Source organism: Caballeronia sp. DA-9 (genome assembly GCF_051615025.1).
Taxonomy (GTDB): Bacteria; Pseudomonadota; Gammaproteobacteria; order Burkholderiales; family Burkholderiaceae; genus Caballeronia; species Caballeronia sordidicola.
The window spans coordinates 3203032-3220158 of sequence record NZ_CP195133.1 but is presented as its reverse complement, the minus strand read 5'-3'; the positions used below and the strand labels follow the sequence as shown (position 1 = coordinate 3220158).

Below are 17127 nucleotides of genomic sequence, written 5' to 3'. Positions count from 1 at the left end.
GTGAATACCCATGCCTTCGATACTAATCGCGCCCGGCGCCAGTTTCCATTCGGCCGAATGGCCTATGAGTTGACGCGGCTCCGGGAACCGCGGGAACTAGACCGTTTGGCTGACTGTTGGCGCCGCTGCCTTTGGCGCAACATGGGCTCTACTTTGAACGACGCGGAAGCGATTGGCGACAAACGCGGCGTCCGACAGTGCCGCGTTCGCTGCGGGATTGGCGCCCGTGCCGTGGAAGTCCGAATACGCTGCCGTCTGATTCACGAAGACGCCGCTCGTCAGGTTGATCGACAAGGCAACGCCGCCATGAATGGCAGCGGCGTAGGCCGCTTCTACGACTGCATCGTCCGTGCTGTAAATGGAAAAGGTCAAGGCGCCATGTTCGGCGGCAATGGATCCGGCCAGTTCGAGCGATTGCGCTGTCGAATCCGTGGCAATGACAAACGAAATTGGACCGAACCACTCGCGGGTAAAGTTCTTGGCATCAGCGTGCACGTCGAGCTTCAGCATCAGGGGCGAGCGCACTCGGGCATCGGGGAATACAGGATGAGCAAGCGATTGAGTATCGGTAAGCACTTCGCCCAGTTGCCGGGCTTCGGCAATACGGCTCATCACGCCTTCGTTTTGTATCGCGCCGGTCAATTCAACAGCGCGGGCGGGATCCGCAACCAGCTTTTCGACGGCGGCCGCGAGCGCCTTCGCAACTTCGTCAAAGCTCATCTGGCCTTCGCTCGTGCGAATGCCGTCGCGAGGGACGTAGATGTTTTGCGGCGCCGTGCACATCTGCCCGGAGTAAAGCGCAAGGGAGAAGGCGATGTTGCTGGCAACGGCTTTGATGTTGTCGACGGAATCAATCACGATCTGGTTCACGCCGGCCTTTTCCGTATAGACCTGGGCCTGATGCGCGTTGCATTCGAGCCAGTTGCCGTTTTGCGTGCTGCCAGTGAAGTCGATGATCTTGATCTCCGGACGCAGAGCAAGATGCTGCACGAGGGAACCATCGTTCCCTTCCGTGGCCAGAAGCGTGATCACGTTGGGGTCGAATCCGGCCTCACGCAAAACTTCGCGTGCAATGCGGACAGTGATGGCGAGAGGCAAGATTGCACCCGGATGCGGCTTGACGATTACAGTATTTCCCGTGGCCAGGTCGGCGAACATGCCGGGATAACCGTTCCAGGTTGGGAACGTGCAGCATCCGAGTACGAGACTGGTGCCGCGCGGTACTACAGTAAATTGCTTATGCATTGCGAGCGGCGGATTCTTGCCCTGGGGCTTTTCCCAATGAGCATCGGCAGGAATCCGGCGAAGCTGATCCCACGCGTAGGTCACTGCTTCCAACGCCCGGTCTTGCGCGTGCGGTCCACCTGCCTGGAACGCCATCATGAATGCCTGGCCGGTCGTGTGCATCACGCTGTAACCGATCTCGAAACTGGCCTTGTTCAGCCGCGACAGAATCTCGAGGCTCACGCCAACCCAGGCTGTGGGGCCGGCGGCTCGCCATTGACGTTGCGCGGCAGTGGAGGCAGCAAGCAATGTGTCGATGTCCATTTTCGGATATCGAATCCCCAGCTCGAATCCAAAAGGAGACCGTTCGTTACCCACCGTTTCACCACTGAAGGGCTGATCCAGCTCGAAAGGCCGGTTCAGGTGCGCCTTGAAGGCCGCCTCGCCGTCGGAATTCGCTGTTTCACCGTACACTTTGGGACTCGGCATTTCGGAAAACGGGCTCCAATAGCCTCGCGTTGCAATAGCGGCAAGCGCTTGATCAAGCGTTGCTTCGTGCTTCGTGAAGAGCGGATGGGTCATGGCGGCAAAGGGATCAGTGGCGGTAGGGACGCTCGGATAATTAATTAACCGACCGGTTGGTTTGCGAATGTTAGCATTTTCAAGACGCGTGCGCGAAGCGATTTCGCGCGACTTCAAACAGGAGAGGTGAATGTCTTACGAGAATCTGTTGACCGAGGTGCGCGGGCGTGTCGGCCTGATCACATTGAACCGACCGAAAGCGCTCAATGCACTCAATGACGCGCTGATGGATGAACTCGGCGCCGTACTCAAGCAATTCGATGCCGACGAGAACATCGGCGCCATTGTGCTGACCGGCAGCGAAAAGGCGTTCGCTGCGGGCGCGGACATCGGCATGATGGCCAACTACACCTACATGGATACGTTCAAAGGTGACTACATCACGCGTAATTGGGAAGCTGTGCGCACTGTCCGCAAGCCGATCATCGCGGCTGTTGCCGGATTCGCGCTTGGTGGCGGCTGTGAACTGGCAATGATGTGCGACATCATCATCGCCGCGGATACCGCCAAGTTCGGCCAACCCGAAATCAAGCTTGGCGTGATTCCGGGCGCTGGGGGCACGCAGCGGCTGCCGCGCGCTGTATCGAAGGCGAAGGCAATGGACATGTGTCTGACGGCGCGGATGATGGACGCTGAAGAAGCCGAGCGGGCGGGATTGGTGTCGCGCGTCGTTCCCGCGGCGGCCTTGTTGGACGAAGCCATGCAGGCGGCGTCGACGATAGCGGGTTTCTCTCTGCCAGCAGTGATGATGGCAAAGGAATCAGTCAATCGCGCTTATGAATCGACATTGGCGGAAGGGGTTCATTTTGAGCGCCGGATGTTCCATTCGCTGTTTGCAACCGAAGATCAAAAGGAAGGAATGGCTGCGTTTGCCGAGAAGCGGAAACCCGCTTTTAAGCATCGTTAAAATTCTTTTGCTGAAGGACTTGCGCTGAGTTGAAACGGGCACTAGAATTCCGTTCCTTCGCTTCACGACGAGGCGAAGGGAAGCGAGAAAGTGCAGGAGCCGCAGCGTAACAGAGGATGCCGCAGAGCCAAGCAGGACGGGCGTTGCAGCAAAATCGGAAGTCAGGGGTTGAGTAAAAAACCTGTTGACGTAAAGCGAAGAGTTCTACATAATCTCGTTTCTGTGCTGCAAACGCAGCGACGCGAAAGCGGCGGTGTTCCGAGGGTTGGAATGCTGGTGTTTTGGCGATGTTCTTTAAAAACTAACAGCCGATAAGTGTGGGCGCTTGGTGGTTTGCTTTGGGGTGTGGTGGTGTTTTCCGGGGTTTTTCGGGAGATGCTGCCGTGAAGCGAAAGTATCAAGTCTCACACTAGTATTAAGGTAGGTTTTGAGCGTCTTTCGGGTAACCGGAAGATGGGAGGAACTTGTCAGTACGTTGAGTGAGCGACCTATTCGGAAGAATAGAAAACAGTAACAGGCATTGAACTGAAGAGTTTGATCCTGGCTCAGATTGAACGCTGGCGGCATGCCTTACACATGCAAGTCGAACGGCAGCACGGGGGCAACCCTGGTGGCGAGTGGCGAACGGGTGAGTAATACATCGGAACGTGTCCTGTAGTGGGGGATAGCCCGGCGAAAGCCGGATTAATACCGCATACGATCTACGGAAGAAAGCGGGGGACCGAAAGGCCTCGCGCTATAGGGGCGGCCGATGGCAGATTAGCTAGTTGGTGGGGTAAAGGCCTACCAAGGCGACGATCTGTAGCTGGTCTGAGAGGACGACCAGCCACACTGGGACTGAGACACGGCCCAGACTCCTACGGGAGGCAGCAGTGGGGAATTTTGGACAATGGGGGCAACCCTGATCCAGCAATGCCGCGTGTGTGAAGAAGGCCTTCGGGTTGTAAAGCACTTTTGTCCGGAAAGAAAACCTTCGCTCTAATACAGTGGGGGGATGACGGTACCGGAAGAATAAGCACCGGCTAACTACGTGCCAGCAGCCGCGGTAATACGTAGGGTGCGAGCGTTAATCGGAATTACTGGGCGTAAAGCGTGCGCAGGCGGTTCGTTAAGACAGATGTGAAATCCCCGGGCTTAACCTGGGAACTGCATTTGTGACTGGCGAGCTAGAGTATGGCAGAGGGGGGTAGAATTCCACGTGTAGCAGTGAAATGCGTAGAGATGTGGAGGAATACCGATGGCGAAGGCAGCCCCCTGGGCCAATACTGACGCTCATGCACGAAAGCGTGGGGAGCAAACAGGATTAGATACCCTGGTAGTCCACGCCCTAAACGATGTCAACTAGTTGTTGGGGATTCATTTCCTTAGTAACGTAGCTAACGCGTGAAGTTGACCGCCTGGGGAGTACGGTCGCAAGATTAAAACTCAAAGGAATTGACGGGGACCCGCACAAGCGGTGGATGATGTGGATTAATTCGATGCAACGCGAAAAACCTTACCTACCCTTGACATGGTCGGAACCTGGCTGAAAGGCTGGGGTGCTCGAAAGAGAACCGATACACAGGTGCTGCATGGCTGTCGTCAGCTCGTGTCGTGAGATGTTGGGTTAAGTCCCGCAACGAGCGCAACCCTTGTCCTTAGTTGCTACGCAAGAGCACTCTAAGGAGACTGCCGGTGACAAACCGGAGGAAGGTGGGGATGACGTCAAGTCCTCATGGCCCTTATGGGTAGGGCTTCACACGTCATACAATGGTCGGAACAGAGGGCTGCCAACCCGTGAGGGGGAGCTAATCCCAGAAAACCGATCGTAGTCCGGATCGTAGTCTGCAACTCGACTACGTGAAGCTGGAATCGCTAGTAATCGCGGATCAGCATGCCGCGGTGAATACGTTCCCGGGTCTTGTACACACCGCCCGTCACACCATGGGAGTGGGTTTTACCAGAAGTGGCTAGTCTAACCGCAAGGAGGACGGTCACCACGGTAGGATTCATGACTGGGGTGAAGTCGTAACAAGGTAGCCGTATCGGAAGGTGCGGCTGGATCACCTCCTTTCTCGAGCTCAACGCTTTGAACAAAGCACTGAAGTGCTCACGCTTATCGGCTGTAAGAAGACAGGCTAAGGGTCTGTAGCTCAGTTGGTTAGAGCACCGTCTTGATAAGGCGGGGGTCGTTGGTTCGAATCCAACCAGACCCACCATGATTCGCTTGAGTGATGATTAACGAATGCGTTAAGCGTCATAAAAGAGGAATGACGGACCCTTCAGCATCAAGGTACGGGGGGATTAGCTCAGCTGGGAGAGCACCTGCTTTGCAAGCAGGGGGTCGTCGGTTCGATCCCGTCATCCTCCACCAATCACCAACGCAGATTTTTTATACCTGTGAGCAGAAAAGTGCTTGCGGTGTCGTGTGAAAAATACGCATTGGCGATTGAGCCAGTCAGTAAGCGGTTTTAAGCATAGCGCTTAAAGTCGTGCTGTCGTTCTTTAACAATCTGGAAGAAGTAGTAAAGAGATTCACGAAAATACACTTAGAGATGGGTGTATGAGTAGGTGAATCAGGGTTGTGATTGTATCAATGTATGAAAAGTTATCGAGAGATGGCTTGGAATACGGCGCAACACGAATACTCAACCTATGGCGCGCGTGTTGAGAGACACACTCGTTATAGGGTCAAGCGAACAAGTGCATGTGGTGGATGCCTTGGCGATCACAGGCGATGAAGGACGCGGTAGCCTGCGAAAAGCTTCGGGGAGCTGGCAAACGAGCTTTGATCCGAAGATGTCCGAATGGGGAAACCCGGCCCGTATGGGTCATCCTGGAGTGAATACATAGCTCCAGTGAAGCGAACGCGGTGAACTGAAACATCTAAGTAACCGCAGGAAAAGAAATCAACCGAGATTCCCAAAGTAGTGGCGAGCGAAATGGGATCAGCCTGTACCTTTTAGCATCATTGTTAGCCGAACGCTCTGGAAAGTGCGGCCATAGCAGGTGATAGCCCTGTAGGCGAAAACAGCGATGTGGAACTAGGGGTACGACAAGTAGGGCGGGACACGTGAAATCCTGTCTGAAGATGGGGGGACCATCCTCCAAGGCTAAATACTCGTGATCGACCGATAGTGAACCAGTACCGTGAGGGAAAGGCGAAAAGAACCCCGGGAGGGGAGTGAAATAGATCCTGAAACCGCATGCATACAAACAGTCGGAGCCTTGAAAGGGGTGACGGCGTACCTTTTGTATAATGGGTCAGCGACTTACGTTCAGTAGCAAGCTTAACTGATTAAGGCAGGCGTAGCGAAAGCGAGTCCGAATAGGGCGTCTCAGTTGCTGGGCGTAGACCCGAAACCAAGTGATCTATCCATGGCCAGGTTGAAGGTGCGGTAACACGTACTGGAGGACCGAACCCACTAATGTTGAAAAATTAGGGGATGAGCTGTGGATAGGGGTGAAAGGCTAAACAAACTTGGAAATAGCTGGTTCTCTCCGAAAACTATTTAGGTAGTGCCTCGTGTATCACCTTCGGGGGTAGAGCACTGTCATGGTTGTGGGGTCCATTGCGGATTACTACGCCATAGCAAACTCCGAATACCGAAGAGTGCAATCACGGGAGACAGACATCGGGTGCTAACGTCCGGTGTCAAGAGGGAAACAACCCAGACCGCCAGCTAAGGTCCCCAAATATTGCTAAGTGGGAAACGAAGTGGGAAGGCTAAAACAGTCAGGAGGTTGGCTTAGAAGCAGCCACCCTTTAAAGAAAGCGTAATAGCTCACTGATCGAGTCGTCCTGCGCGGAAGATGTAACGGGGCTAAGCAATATACCGAAGCTGCGGATGCATATTTATATGCATGGTAGGAGAGCGTTCCGTAAGCCTGTGAAGGTGCATTGAAAAGTGTGCTGGAGGTATCGGAAGTGCGAATGCTGACATGAGTAGCGATAAAGGGGGTGAAAAGCCCCCTCGCCGTAAGCCCAAGGTTTCCTACGCAACGTTCATCGGCGTAGGGTGAGTCGGCCCCTAAGGCGAGGCAGAAATGCGTAGCTGATGGGAAGCAGGTTAATATTCCTGCACCATTGTTAAATGCGATGGGGGGACGGATCGCGGAAGGTTGTCCGGGTGTTGGAAGTCCCGGTCCTTGCATTGGAGAAGGCGCTTAGGCAAATCCGGGCGCGGAATTCAAGGGTGCGAGGCCATTCACTTCGGTGAAGAAGCAATCGGAAGTGGTTCCAAGAAAAGCCTCTAAGCTTCAGTTTAACAAGACCGTACCGCAAACCGACACAGGTGGGCGAGATGAGTATTCTAAGGCGCTTGAGAGAACTCGGGAGAAGGAACTCGGCAAATTGGTACCGTAACTTCGGGATAAGGTACGCCCCTGTAGCTTGATGCGCCTGCGCGCAAAGGGTGAAGGGGTTGCAATAAACTGGTGGCTGCGACTGTTTAATAAAAACACAGCACTCTGCAAACACGAAAGTGGACGTATAGGGTGTGACGCCTGCCCGGTGCCGGAAGATTAAATGATGGGGTGCAAGCTCTTGATTGAAGTCCCGGTAAACGGCGGCCGTAACTATAACGGTCCTAAGGTAGCGAAATTCCTTGTCGGGTAAGTTCCGACCTGCACGAATGGCGTAACGATGGCCACACTGTCTCCTCCCGAGACTCAGCGAAGTTGAAGTGTTTGTGATGATGCAATCTCCCCGCGGCTAGACGGAAAGACCCCATGAACCTTTACTGTAGCTTTGCATTGGACTTTGAACCGATCTGTGTAGGATAGGTGGGAGGCTATGAAACCGGAACGCTAGTTTCGGTGGAGCCGTCCTTGAAATACCACCCTGGTTTGTTTGAGGTTCTAACCTTGGCCCGTGATCCGGGTCGGGGACAGTGCATGGTAGGCAGTTTGACTGGGGCGGTCTCCTCCCAAAGTGTAACGGAGGAGTACGAAGGTACGCTAGGTACGGTCGGAAATCGTGCTGATAGTGCAATGGCATAAGCGTGCTTAACTGCGAGACCGACAAGTCGAGCAGGTGCGAAAGCAGGTCATAGTGATCCGGTGGTTCTGTATGGAAGGGCCATCGCTCAACGGATAAAAGGTACTCTGGGGATAACAGGCTGATACCGCCCAAGAGTTCATATCGACGGCGGTGTTTGGCACCTCGATGTCGGCTCATCTCATCCTGGGGCTGTAGCCGGTCCCAAGGGTATGGCTGTTCGCCATTTAAAGAGGTACGTGAGCTGGGTTTAAAACGTCGTGAGACAGTTTGGTCCCTATCTGCCGTGGGCGTTGGATATTTGAAGGGGGCTGCTCCTAGTACGAGAGGACCGGAGTGGACGAACCTCTGGTGTACCGGTTGTCACGCCAGTGGCATCGCCGGGTAGCTATGTTCGGAAGAGATAACCGCTGAAAGCATCTAAGCGGGAAACTCGCCTTGAGATGAGATATCCCTGGAGCTTTAAGCTCCTTGAAGGGTCGTTCTAGACCAGGACGTTGATAGGTCAGGTGTGGAAGTGCAGTAATGCATTAAGCTAACTGATACTAATTGCCCGTAAGGCTTGATCCTATAACCAGTGTGTTTCGGCTGCCAATGCCGTAGCCAGAACCGCTCGGGTTGAGATCATGTTGTGCCAGTAACAACCACAACCCCAAGCAGCATCAGTAACCACGAGGCGCTCAACAAGCGAACTCGACTACTTCTTCCCCAGATTGGTTGTATCGACCAGAAAACCGATACAACACCCCTTTATGCCTGATGACCATAGCGAGTTGGTACCACCCCTTCCCATCCCGAACAGGACCGTGAAACGACTCCACGCCAATGATAGTGCGGATTCCCGTGTGAAAGTAGGTAATCGTCAGGCTCCCCATTCGCTGAAACACACTCAGCATAAACGCTAAAACCCCACCCAACTCGGTGGGGTTTTTGCGTTTATAGACCGGATAACTTCAAACAGAAGTTGGCATCGACGCGAGCCAAGCCTTTCTTAATCTGGAAATTCCACACCGGTAAACGCGCTCATCGAGCCGATAAAAATCTCTCAGCAAGCTTTACAAAATAGGTCGAGCCGACCGATAACAAATCATCGTTGAAATCGTAGCTCGCATTGTGAAGCATGCATGGGCCCATGCCGTGCCCCGACTCGCGATGCTCACCGTCGCCATTGCCTAAAAATGCATAACAGCCGGGCTTTGCGAGCAGCATGAACGAGAAATCCTCAGCGCCCATCGTAGGTTCTACCGACGCATCCACGTTCTGTTTCCCCACAACTTCTTCCATCACCGATACTGCGAACCGCGCCTGCTCCGGATCATTGATCGTAGGCGGATAGTTTCGATAAAACTCCAGCACGCCTTCGCATTCATAAGCCGCTGCTGTCGATTCAACAATCGTCTTCATGCGTCGTTCGATCAAATCGAGTGTTTCAACCGTGAATGTCCTGACCGTGCCGCCAAGCCAAGCATCGTTGGGCACAACATTGACTGCGTCACCGGCGTGAATCTGGGTAATCGACAAAACCGCCGTATCAATCGGCTTTTTGCTACGTGTAATGATTCCCTGCAGCCCGTTGGCAATCTGCATGGCCGCAAAGATCGGATCGTGGCCGTTATGCGGCAGCGCTGCATGCGACCCAATCCCTTTGACGGTAATGCGAAACTCATTGCTTGAAGCCATCAACGGGCCTTCCGTCACACCAAACGTACGCGCCTTCATACCCGGCCAGTTATGAACGCCGAACACGGCATCGACGGGAAACTGTTTGAACAGGCCGTCGTTGATCATTGCTTTTGCGCCTGCGCCTCCTTCTTCGGCCGGCTGAAAAATAAACACGATAGTGCCGTCGAACTTGCCATACTCAGCCAGATGTTTGGCCGCGCCGAGCAACATGGCCGTATGGCCATCGTGACCGCACGCGTGCATGCGCCCGGCGTTCTGTGACTTGTGATCGAACGTATTCAGTTCGACAATCGGCAAGGCGTCCATGTCGGCGCGCAAGCCAATGCTTCTTGAACTGGATCCGCGCTTCAAGACGCCGACCACACCGGTCTTGCCCATCCCGCGATGAACTTCCAGACCCCATCGTTCAAGGTTTTCTGCCACGAGTTTTGCTGTTCCGACTTCTTCGTAACGAAGTTCCGGATTGGCATGGATCGTTCGTCGCAAAGCTTTGATTTCTTCGTGCGACGCTTCGATTTCTGGAATCAGATTCATAAAACAAGCCCCTGTCTGAACAATTGACGTGCACGCGCTGTCATTCGCGTTAGTTGTTCCATTCTACGCCCGCGATTATTTATCGATGTCCGGGACGGTGGGCGCCAGCCAACCGTAATAAAATTGTGTCCTTCTGGCGGATTTCGCCAGTTTCCATTGGATACCTGCATGAACGCTCCCGCCGAATTCGTCCGTGCCGTGTGCCCGCACGACTGCCCTGACACATGCGCCATGCGCGTCACAGTAAAGGACGGCCGCGCGGTCAAGATTTCGGGCGACCCGGATCATCCGCCGACCCAGGGCGTACTTTGCACAAAGGTGACGCGATACGCCGAGCGCACGCATCACAAGGATCGGCTTCTGACTCCCATGCGCCGCGTTGGCCGCAAGGGCGAAGGCCGGTTCGAGCCGCTTGGCTGGGATGAGGCGTTAAAACTCGCCGCCGATCGGCTGGGCGAAATTGCTGCACGTTCGCCCGAAGCGATCGCGCCTTACAGCTATGCCGGGACGATGGGCCTCGTGCAGGGCGAAAGCATCGCGGCACGGTTTTTTAATGTTCTTGGAGCATCCCGGCTGGACCGGACGATCTGCGCCGCGGCCGGCGCCGCAGGCTTGCGCTACACGTATGGCGGAAGTCTCGGCATGCATACCGAATACTTCGAGGAAAGCGAATTGATCCTGATTTGGGGATCAAATCCGATTGCATCGAACCTGCATTTCTGGACGCGGGCGCAAGAAGCCAAGCGCCGCGGCGCGCGTCTGATCGCCATCGATCCGTACAGGTCACTGACTGCTGAAAAGTGCCATCAGCATATTGCGTTGAAGCCCGGGACCGATGGCGCGCTGGCGCTCGGCATGATGAATGTGCTGATTGAAGAAGGCTTGATCGATCAGGACTACATTGCCGCGCATACGCTGGGTTTCGATCAACTGAAAGCCCGGGCAAGCGACTATCCGCCTGGGCGCGTCGCGGAAATTTGTGGGATCGACGCACAGGTCGTGATTGATCTCGCGCGCGCTTTCGGTTCGACGAAGAAGGCGTCAATACGGCTTAACTATGGCATGCAGCGGGTGCGCGGCGGCGGCAATGCAGTTCGCGCGATCGCATGTTTACCGTCGCTCACCGGCGCATGGCGCGAGCGTTCGGGCGGTTTGCTGCTTTCGTCTTCGAACTGGGCGCCTGTTGACGTCAACGCGCTCGAACGGCCGGACTTGCTGCCGGGGTGGCCATCCAGATTGCCGCGTTTGGTGAACATGAATGCCATCGGTGACGCACTGCTGCATCCTGGCGACGCCACGTTCGGTCCGAAGATCGAGGCGATGATTGTCTATAACTCGAATCCCGTAGCGGTCGCACCGGATTCGGCGAAAGTCGCGGAGGGTTTTGCGCGCGAGGATCTGTTCACGATCGTGCTTGAACATTTCCAGACCGACACCGTCGATTACGCCGATCTCGTTTTTCCGGCGACCACGCAGCTCGAACATCTCGATGCTCACAAGTCCTACGGTCACACGCACGTGATGGCGAATTTGCCTGCGATCGCGCCGGTGGGCGAATCGCGTGCGAACACGGAAATCTTCCGTGGCCTCGCAAAAGCCATGGGACTGACGCATCCCGCATTATTCGAAAGCGATGACGAGGTGGCATCGAAGGCATTCAGATGGAACGATCCTGCTCTCGCCGGCGTGAACTGGGCGACGCTCAAGTCAAATGGCTGGGCGCAACTCAAGCTTCCGGAAGCGCCGTTTGCGGAGGGTGGATTCCGCACGCCATCGGGGAAATGTGAGTTTTTCAGCGAACGTCTTCAACGCGCGGGACTTGAACCGGTGCCCGATTATCTGCCGCCCTATGAATCGGCCGAATATGCGCCGGCGCTGGCCGCGCGTTATCCGCTCGCGATGATCTCGCCGCCCGCGCGCAACTTCCTCAACAGCAGCTTCGTCAACGTCGACAGTCTTCGTTCGACCGAAGGCGAGCCGCACCTCGATATCCATCCCGCCGACGCTTACGCGCGCGAAATCGCCGATGGCGAAATGGTGCGCATCTTCAACGACCGTGGTTCCATGCAAGCGCGTGTGCGCGTGACGGACCGGGCACGTGAAGGCGTGGTGGTCGGATTGTCGATCTGGTGGAAAAAGCTCGCGCCCGACGGTTGCAATGCGAATCAGGTTACAAGCCAGGCGCTTACCGATCTCGGCGGTTCCGCGACATTTTATGACTGTCTCGTGGAGGTCGAGGCCGCTTATTAATTCGATGAAAACGACGCGCGGTAAAGGGAAAAGGTATGTGCCACTCAGTTTTGATGCTGGCGTCTAACCCGGTTGTCGGAAAGTGATCCAGCCGTTACGATGCGCTAGAGACAATTTTCGCACGACCATTCTAAAATCATACAAAGGAGACGCCGTATGGAAAAAATCTGGCTGAAGTCCTACCCGGCGGGCGTGCCCGAGGAAATCGATGCAACGCGCTACAACTCGCTTTCCGACCTGCTGCTGGAGAGCTTCCGCGAGAATCGCAGCAAGCGCGCGTTTGTCTGCATGGGCAAGGCGATCACGTACGGCGAACTCGACACGCTTTCGACCCGGCTTGCCGCATGGTTCCAGGCACGCGGCCTGAAGCCGGGGGCGCGTATCGCGATCATGATGCCGAACGTGCTGCAATATCCCGTGGCTATCGCGGCGATCCTGCGGGCAGGGTATGTCGTGGTGAATGTGAATCCGCTTTACACGCCGCGCGAGCTCGAGCATCAGTTGCGCGATTCGGGCGCGCAAGCCATCGTCGTGCTCGAAAACTTCGCGCATACGGTGCAGTCGGTCGTGAAAAATACGGCCATTCAGCACGTTGTGGTCGCCACCATGGGCGACCTGATGGGCGTGAAGGGCATGATCGTCAATTTCGTCGTGCGTCATGTGAAAAAGCTCGTGCCCGCGTGGGATCTTCCCGGCCATGTCAGCTTCAACACAGCACTTCGACAAGGCGCAGGCGACACGCTCAAGCCCGTGAGCCAAGGTCCGAACGACATCGCTTTCCTTCAGTACACCGGCGGCACGACCGGCGTGGCGAAGGGCGCAATGCTGCTGCATCGGAATTTGATCGCCAACGTCCTGCAGTCGGAAGTGTGGCTCGAGCCCGGGCGCAGGAACCGGCCGGATATCGACCAGTTCGTGAGCGTTGTGGCGTTGCCGCTTTATCACATCTTCGCGCTGACCGTGTGCGGGTTCCTGACGATCCGGACGGGCGGCCTCGGTGTCCTGATTCCGAATCCACGCGACATTCCCGGCACGATCAAGGAACTCAAAGGCTTTGCGATCAACACGTTTCCCGCAGTGAACACGCTGTACAACGCGCTGCTGAACAACCCGGAATTCGCGAAACTGGATTTCTCGAAGCTGATCGCGGCAAATGGCGGCGGCATGGCGGTGCAGGAAGCCGTGGCGAAACGCTGGTTCGAGACGACGGGCGCACCGATTATCGAAGGTTACGGGTTGTCCGAAACATCGCCGTGCGTGACGTGCAATCCCGTGACTGCCACGACCTACACTGGAACCATCGGCTTGCCGTTTCCGTCGACGGAAATCTCTATTCGCGACGACGACGACAACGAGGTGCCGCTCGGCCAGCCGGGTGAAGTCTGCATCCGCGGACCTCAGGTAATGGCGGGTTACTGGAATCGGCCCGATGAAACCGCGAAGGTGATGACGCCGGATGGCTTCTTCAAATCGGGCGATGTCGGTGTCATGGACGAACAGGGATATGTGAAGATCGTCGACCGGAAGAAGGACATGATCCTTGTGTCGGGCTTCAACGTATATCCAAACGAGATCGAGGACGTGGTTGCCAAGCTTCCTGGCGTGTTCGAAGTTGCGGCCGTTGGCGTGAAAGATCCGGCGTCGGGCGAAGCGGTCAAGCTGTTCGTGGTGCGCCGTGACCCGCATCTGACCGAGGCCGATGTAATCGCTTACTGCAAGGAGCGCCTGACGGGTTACAAGCGACCGCGGACAATCGAATTTCGCACCGAGTTGCCCAAGAGCAATGTGGGCAAGATCCTGCGAAGAGAGTTGCGCGACGGCAACGCCTGACTTTTCCGGCTGGACGAAAGACCCTACAAGTCGAAGAAGCCTCCACATCGAACGATGCGGAGGCTTTTTCATTGCCGCGCTCGAAACAGGCGCGCGAGACGAAAAAAAGGCGCCCGAAGGCGCCTTTCAAGACAACTGTTTTATTACGACTTATTAGAACTTGTGGCGAATACCGACGATCGCTGCAACCTGGTTCGACGTCGACGACGGCGACAGGCCATTGATCTGCGCCGTGGACGTTACGCCGGCCGAGTTCGTACCCGACGAGTGTTGGTAGATACCATCGACATAGACGTCCGTGCGCTTCGACAGGAAGTAGTCGGCACCCAGGACACCTTGATGGATCTTCTGGCTGGCGACGCTGTAGCCCTTCGTGTAGTCGTACGCAACGCCCAGCAACAGCGCCGGGGTCAACTGGTACTTGAAGTTGGCTTCAGCATTGTGGAACTTCGCCGTGCCGGCCAGCGTCTGCCCGCCTGTACCAACCAGGCCGGTTTCGCCCAGATCCTTGAACTGCGTGTTGCTGTACGTGGCGCCGATCGTTGCCGGGCCGAACGTGTAAGCGCCGCCCGCCGAGATGATCTGCTGCGTCTTGGCCGACGCATAGCCCGAATACACTTGCGAGCCGGTCATGTTCGAACCCGTTGCGCTCGACGTTGCGTTGTTGCCGAAGAACGAGAAGTTCGGGTTCTTGACGTTGACGTAACCCGCGCCCAACGTCAGCGGACCTTGCGCATAACCAATACCGCCCGACCAGATCTGGTTGCGGTTGTACTGGCCTGCCACGCCGCCGAGGCTGTACAAACCGCCGAACGTGATGCCGGAGTAGTTCGCGCTCGTGTACTTGATCGCGTTGTTCACGCGGTTCGAGTTGTTCATGTTGTCCAGGTCGCCCGGGTGCGCGCCGTAGAACGTGCCCCACTGGCTACCGACTTCCAGCGCGCCGGTGTAGTCAACCACGGAGTCGTATTGACGGCCCAGGGTGACCGTGCCGAATTGCGACGACAGGCCAACATACGCTTGACGGCCGAACTCGTCGCCGCCTTGACCCAGCTTGCCGGTGAACGCGTTGAAGCCGTTTTCCAACACGAACAGCGCCTTCAGGCCACCGCCCAGGTCTTCCGTGCCACGCAGACCCCAGCGGTCGCCTTGCAGATTACCGGCGCTCGTGGAATACAGCTTTTGACCAGCCGAGTTGTTGTTGTACACAAAACCAGCATCGACAATACCGTACAACGTCACGCTGCTCTGAGCGTGCGCGGCGCCAGCAAACGTACCTAACGCAGCCAGAGCGAGAAGCGACTTTTTCATTGATGATCTCCAAAGGGTTGAAACTGTTTGGCGAGGTCACTGTTCTAGCGCCAGTGTGTTGACGTCCCCGCCGGGTACTTCAAAATTGAAGTTGAACGTAATGTAACAAAGAGCTTTTTGGCAACAAAGGAAAAGCCGTCGCTCCGTTTCCCTCGTGTGACGTTTACGCAACATGCGCTAAAATCAAAGCCTTACGGCGTTTTGCGACCCGTATTTGCCCTAGTTACAGGTTTTTCAGAGTACGTTTTTGCAAGTTGATCGTCTCCTTACGAATACAAATCGGTAAGGAGATCGAAATAGGAGTTTTGAAATGACACTCGATGAACTGATCTCCGAGTTCGATCGTGGACTGCGCTCAATGGCCGGTGTTTCGCGGATGTCGCGGCCGGTACCCGAGCCGCAAGCGGCTTATGTCGATGCAACCGATGCGATCGAGCATCCCGCGGAGACAGCATTGACGGCCGAAGAAAAGGCGCATTCAGCGGGGCTGATGCGCGTGAATCATGTGGGTGAGGTTTGCGCACAGGCGCTGTATCAGGCTCAAAAGCTTGCGACCAGGTCCGAGCCCTTGAAGCGAGGCTTTGAAGAAGCGGCGCGTGAAGAAGAAGATCACCTCGCATGGACCTCGCAACGCCTGCGCGATCTCGATTCGCGGCCGAGCTTGCTCAATCCGCTGTGGTACACGGGGTCGCTCGCGCTCGGCTTTCTTGCTGGCCGGTTTGGTGATCGCGTGAGTCTCGGTTTCATGGCCGAGACCGAGCGGCAGGTCGAAAGGCACCTGAACAGCCATATGACGAGTTTGCCGGCCAATGACTATGCATCGCGGGCGATCGTCGAGCAAATGCGAGTCGACGAAGCCGCGCATGCCGTCGCGGCGACGGAAGCGGGTGGCGTTGAACTGCCGTTCCCGGTACGCGCGTTGATGCGCGCGACATCGAAAGTCATGACGCGCACGGCGTACTATATTTAACTAGTCGCGCTTCGCTTGGCAGATTCGCTGACGCCTCCGGTCACCATGCGGGAGGCGTTTTCACTATTGCGCTCCGATCTGCACTTAATCCGGCCCGAATTCCTCTGTTTGGGCTTAAATGCGCCGAAATTTCTTCCCACCTTCCCGCCTCTATTCACGTACTACCTTCACATTCCTCACTACATCATTCATTCGTAACGCTTTTCGAAAATTGGACGTACTTTAGCGGTCTGCTCTAAGTCATTGTTCTAGCAAACAAATTTCGTCAAAAAATGCCGGTTCATATTGACCGGCGAAATGCCTTCCTCTACAGTGGGAAATGGTGTGAGAAAGTGTATTTTTGTGTGAGTCAGCGGACACTTTCAGGCAATATTCCAACAAAGTCGCAACTGCCACTAGGCGGGAAGAGGAGAGGGCGAGTGTTCCAAGGGGCTTCAGCGCTGTCGCTCGATGCGAAAGGACGGATGTCCGTCCCGTCTCGCTATCGCGAAGCGCTGCAAGGACAGGCAGAAGGCCGGGTGACGCTCACAAAGAGCCCGGATGGATGCCTGTTGCTCTTTCCTCGCCCGGAGTGGGAAATCTTCCGTTCAAAAATCGCCGCGCTCCCCATGGACGCAATCTGGGTTCGCCGTATCTATCTTGGCAACGCCATGGATGTCGAACTCGACAGCGCCGGGCGCGTGCTGGTATCGCCGGAATTGCGGGCAGCCGCCACGCTGGCTAAAGACGTGACGTTGCTTGGCATGGGTAATTACCTGGAAGTGTGGGACGCCGCGACATACGCGGAGAAGGAAAAGGCGGCAATGGCGCAAGGCATGCCCGACGCGCTGAAGAATTTCACGTTTTGACGCAGAGCTA

At 55.9% G+C, this 17127-nt stretch carries 8 protein-coding genes, 2 tRNA genes and 3 rRNA genes; 10 read left to right on the top strand and 3 right to left on the bottom strand.

Annotated elements, in window-relative coordinates:
- Positions 1-96: 96 nt before the first annotated feature.
- On the bottom strand, positions 97-1806 hold the full coding sequence (paaN, locus tag ACRWA7_RS30930) for a phenylacetic acid degradation protein PaaN (RefSeq protein ID WP_438394449.1): 1710 nt from the start codon (positions 1804-1806) through the stop codon (positions 97-99).
- Between the two features lie 130 nt (positions 1807-1936).
- Here paaN and ACRWA7_RS30925 point away from each other — a divergent pair, with 130 nt between their 5' ends.
- From ACRWA7_RS30925 to rrf, 6 genes are all read left to right on the top strand, one after another.
- Positions 1937-2713 carry an enoyl-CoA hydratase gene (locus tag ACRWA7_RS30925; RefSeq protein ID WP_438394447.1) on the top strand — a complete coding sequence of 259 codons (777 nt, stop codon included), beginning with the start codon at positions 1937-1939 and terminating at the stop codon, positions 2711-2713.
- A gap of 522 nt (positions 2714-3235) precedes the next feature.
- Positions 3236-4766 (top strand): 16S ribosomal RNA (locus tag ACRWA7_RS30920).
- 68 nt (positions 4767-4834) lie between these two features.
- Positions 4835-4911, top strand: a tRNA-Ile gene (locus ACRWA7_RS30915).
- 79 nt (positions 4912-4990) lie between these two features.
- Positions 4991-5066: transfer RNA gene (locus ACRWA7_RS30910), tRNA-Ala, on the top strand.
- A 315-nt stretch (positions 5067-5381) separates the two neighbouring features.
- Positions 5382-8261, top strand: a 23S ribosomal RNA gene (locus tag ACRWA7_RS30905).
- A 185-nt stretch (positions 8262-8446) separates the two neighbouring features.
- A 5S ribosomal RNA gene (gene rrf, locus ACRWA7_RS30900) occupies positions 8447-8559 on the top strand.
- Together the 16S, 23S and 5S rRNA genes with 2 tRNA genes alongside form the textbook arrangement of a ribosomal RNA operon.
- Before the next feature lie 155 nt (positions 8560-8714).
- Here rrf and ACRWA7_RS30895 read toward each other — a convergent pair.
- A complete protein-coding gene (locus tag ACRWA7_RS30895; RefSeq protein WP_438394445.1) occupies positions 8715-9908 on the bottom strand; it encodes a M20 aminoacylase family protein in 1194 nt (397 codons plus the stop codon).
- A gap of 168 nt (positions 9909-10076) precedes the next feature.
- Here ACRWA7_RS30895 and ACRWA7_RS30890 point away from each other — a divergent pair, with 168 nt between their 5' ends.
- A complete protein-coding gene (locus ACRWA7_RS30890) occupies positions 10077-12158 on the top strand; it encodes a molybdopterin-containing oxidoreductase family protein (protein ID WP_438394443.1) in 2082 nt (693 codons plus the stop codon).
- A gap of 156 nt (positions 12159-12314) precedes the next feature.
- Positions 12315-13988, top strand: a complete 1674-nt coding sequence (locus tag ACRWA7_RS30885; protein ID WP_438394441.1) for a long-chain fatty acid--CoA ligase — start codon at positions 12315-12317, stop codon at positions 13986-13988.
- 153 nt (positions 13989-14141) lie between these two features.
- On the opposite strand, the gene ACRWA7_RS30880 is transcribed toward ACRWA7_RS30885, so the two are convergent.
- A complete protein-coding gene (locus ACRWA7_RS30880) occupies positions 14142-15299 on the bottom strand; it encodes a porin (protein ID WP_060858394.1) in 1158 nt (385 codons plus the stop codon).
- 310 nt (positions 15300-15609) lie between these two features.
- Between ACRWA7_RS30880 and coq7 the strand changes: the two genes are divergently transcribed.
- Positions 15610-16269, top strand: coding sequence for a 2-polyprenyl-3-methyl-6-methoxy-1,4-benzoquinone monooxygenase (gene coq7 / locus ACRWA7_RS30875; RefSeq protein WP_060858393.1), 660 nt, complete (start codon positions 15610-15612; stop codon positions 16267-16269).
- A 419-nt stretch (positions 16270-16688) separates the two neighbouring features.
- Positions 16689-17117 carry a division/cell wall cluster transcriptional repressor MraZ gene (mraZ, locus tag ACRWA7_RS30870; protein WP_060858392.1) on the top strand — a complete coding sequence of 143 codons (429 nt, stop codon included), beginning with the start codon at positions 16689-16691 and terminating at the stop codon, positions 17115-17117.
- Positions 17118-17127 lie beyond the last annotated feature (10 nt).

Bases quoted from the DNA above. Each gene is read 5' to 3' on its own strand.
- ACRWA7_RS30885 (WP_438394441.1), top strand. From the start codon at position 12,315: ATGGAAAAAATCTGGCTGAAGTCCTACCCGGCGGGCGTGCCCGAGGAA.
- ACRWA7_RS30925 (WP_438394447.1), top strand. From the start codon at position 1,937: ATGTCTTACGAGAATCTGTTGACCGAGGTGCGCGGGCGTGTCGGCCTG.
- ACRWA7_RS30880 (WP_060858394.1), bottom strand. From the start codon at position 15,299: ATGAAAAAGTCGCTTCTCGCTCTGGCTGCGTTAGGTACGTTTGCTGGC.
- coq7 (WP_060858393.1), top strand. From the start codon at position 15,610: ATGACACTCGATGAACTGATCTCCGAGTTCGATCGTGGACTGCGCTCA.
- ACRWA7_RS30895 (WP_438394445.1), bottom strand. From the start codon at position 9,908: ATGAATCTGATTCCAGAAATCGAAGCGTCGCACGAAGAAATCAAAGCT.
- ACRWA7_RS30890 (WP_438394443.1), top strand. From the start codon at position 10,077: ATGAACGCTCCCGCCGAATTCGTCCGTGCCGTGTGCCCGCACGACTGC.
- paaN (WP_438394449.1), bottom strand. From the start codon at position 1,806: ATGACCCATCCGCTCTTCACGAAGCACGAAGCAACGCTTGATCAAGCG.